Source organism: Burkholderia sp. LMG 13014 (assembly GCF_905232215.1).
Lineage (GTDB): Bacteria > Pseudomonadota > Gammaproteobacteria > Burkholderiales > Burkholderiaceae > Burkholderia.
Window position 1 is genome coordinate 1 of record NZ_CAJNKE010000851.1, and the last position, 1,945, is coordinate 1,945.

Below are 1,945 nucleotides of genomic sequence, written 5' to 3' on the forward strand. Positions count from 1 at the left end.
GGAACGGATCGAACGCGCGCACCTGGCGCGCAAGCACGTCGGCAGGCTTGCGCCAGTCGAGCGCCGCTTCGTGCTTGCCGATCTTTTCAGCATAGGTCACGCCGTCGGCCGGTTGCGGCATCGCCGGCAGCACGCCGTCGCGCTCGAGCTTCACGAGCGCGTCGACGATCAGTCGCGCGCCTTCGGCAGCGAGCCGGTCGTGCAGGGTCGCGGTCGTCTCGTCGGGCGCGATCGCGACGCGCGCCTCCTCGATCATCGCGCCGGTGTCGAGGCCGATATCCATCTGCATCAGCGTGACGCCCGTTTCGGCGTCGCCGGCCTCGATCGCGCGGTGGATCGGCGCGGCGCCGCGCCAGCGCGGCAGCAGCGACGCGTGAATGTTGATGCAGCCGTCGCGCGGGATGTCGAGCACTTCCTGCGGCAGCAGCAGGCCGTACGCGGCAACCACCATCACGTCGTGCGGAGTCGTGCGCAGCAGCTCGATCGCATCGGCCGCCTCCGCCGGGTACTTGCCCGCGCGGCGCAGCGACGGCGGCTGCGCGACCGGCATCCCGTGCTCGACGGCGTAGCGCTTCACCGCGCTCGCCTGAAGTTTCATCCCGCGCCCGGCAGGGCGATCGGGCTGGGTGAGCACGAGCGGTACCGGAAAACCGGCCTCGTGGATCGCGGCGAGGGCAGCCGCGGCAAATTCCGGCGTGCCGGCAAAAACTACGCGCAACGTATGGGTCATGACAGCGTTCGGGGTCGGGCTGGGCGAACGCGCGTTACATCGCGCGTTCGAGTTTCTTCATCTTCGTCTTGATGCGCGTCTGCTTGAGCGGCGACAGGTATTCGACGAACACGCGCCCCATCAGGTGATCCATCTCGTGCTGAACGCACACGGCCAGCAGGCCCTCGCAGTCGAGCTCGAAGGTCTCGCCCTGCTCGTTGAGCGCGCGCACGCGCACGTGGTCGGGACGCTCGACTTCGTCGTAGATGCCGGGCACCGACAGGCAGCCCTCTTCATAGATCTGCTTCTCGTCGCTCGACCACACGATCTCGGGGTTGATGAACGCGCGCAACTCGTTCTTCTCCTCGGAGACGTCGATCACGATCACGCGCTCGTGCACGTCGACCTGCGTGGCCGCAAGGCCGATGCCCGGTGCCGCGTACATGGTCTCGGCCATGTCGGCGACGAGCTTGCGGATCCGGTCGTCGACCTTGTCGACGGGCTTCGCGACCTTGTGCAGCCGCTTGTCGGGGTAATGAAGAATATTGAGTAAAGCCATGGCGTTCGGTATTCGGTGGAGCGGCGTGCCGCATCGGCCATCCGGCCGGCTGGCGCTGCTGCCGGGATGCAATGAAGATGAGGCGGACGCGCGGCGAATCAATGCCGCGGATCATGCCTCCTGCAATCGGCCGGGCGCCTGCGCGCGCGGCCCTGTCGAGTATTTCGGATGATGAAAATTTTATCATGGCGCCACGCGGTCCGCTGGCCACCGCATTCGAGGGGCGCCTCATGTCGCCGCAAGCGCTGACCACCTCCGCACTGCGCGCGTGGCTACAGCTCGCGCATGCGCCCGGCCTCACCCCCGCCGTGCTGCAGGCACTGCTCGATGCGTTCGGCTCACCGGACGCGCTGCTGCGCGCATCCGACCAGGCCATCGCCGCCGCAACCAGCCCCGCCGCCGCCCTGGCCGTGCGCGCGAGCGAGCGTGACGGTCTCGACGCGCGCACCGAGGCCGCGCTCGCCTGGCTCGACGCACCGGGCAATACGCTCGTCACGCTCAACGATCCGGCCTACCCGCCACGGCTGCGCGACCTGCACGATCCGCCGCCGCTGCTATATGTAAAGGGCCGGCTCGACCTGCTGCACGCGCGCGCGCTCGCCGTGGTCGGCAGCCGTCACGCGACGCCGCAGGGGCTCGCCGACGCGACACGCTTCGCACGCGAGTTGTCCGACGCC

The 1,945-nt window shown here is 68.7% G+C and carries 3 protein-coding genes; 1 reads left to right on the forward strand and 2 read right to left on the reverse strand.

Annotation, left to right across the window (positions count from 1 at the left end; all coding sequences use genetic code 11):
- Positions 1 to 730: methionyl-tRNA formyltransferase (fmt, locus tag JYJ84_RS35380; protein ID WP_205190190.1), on the reverse strand; the 730-nt coding region annotated here is incomplete at its 3' end.
- A 34-nt stretch (positions 731 to 764) separates the two neighbouring features.
- Complete coding sequence (def, locus tag JYJ84_RS35385) at positions 765 to 1,268, reverse strand: peptide deformylase (RefSeq protein WP_011353573.1); 504 nt, start codon at positions 1,266 to 1,268, stop codon at positions 765 to 767.
- Between the two features lie 185 nt (positions 1,269 to 1,453).
- On the opposite strand from def, the gene JYJ84_RS35390 reads away from it, so the two are divergent.
- Positions 1,454 to 1,945, forward strand: a 492-nt coding sequence (locus tag JYJ84_RS35390) for a DNA-processing protein DprA (protein WP_205190191.1), incomplete at its 3' end; no start/stop codon positions are given.

Excerpts from the sequence above, each read along its gene's own strand:
- def (WP_011353573.1), bottom strand. The coding sequence starts at position 1,268 with ATGGCTTTACTCAATATTCTTCATTACCCCGACAAGCGGCTGCACAAG.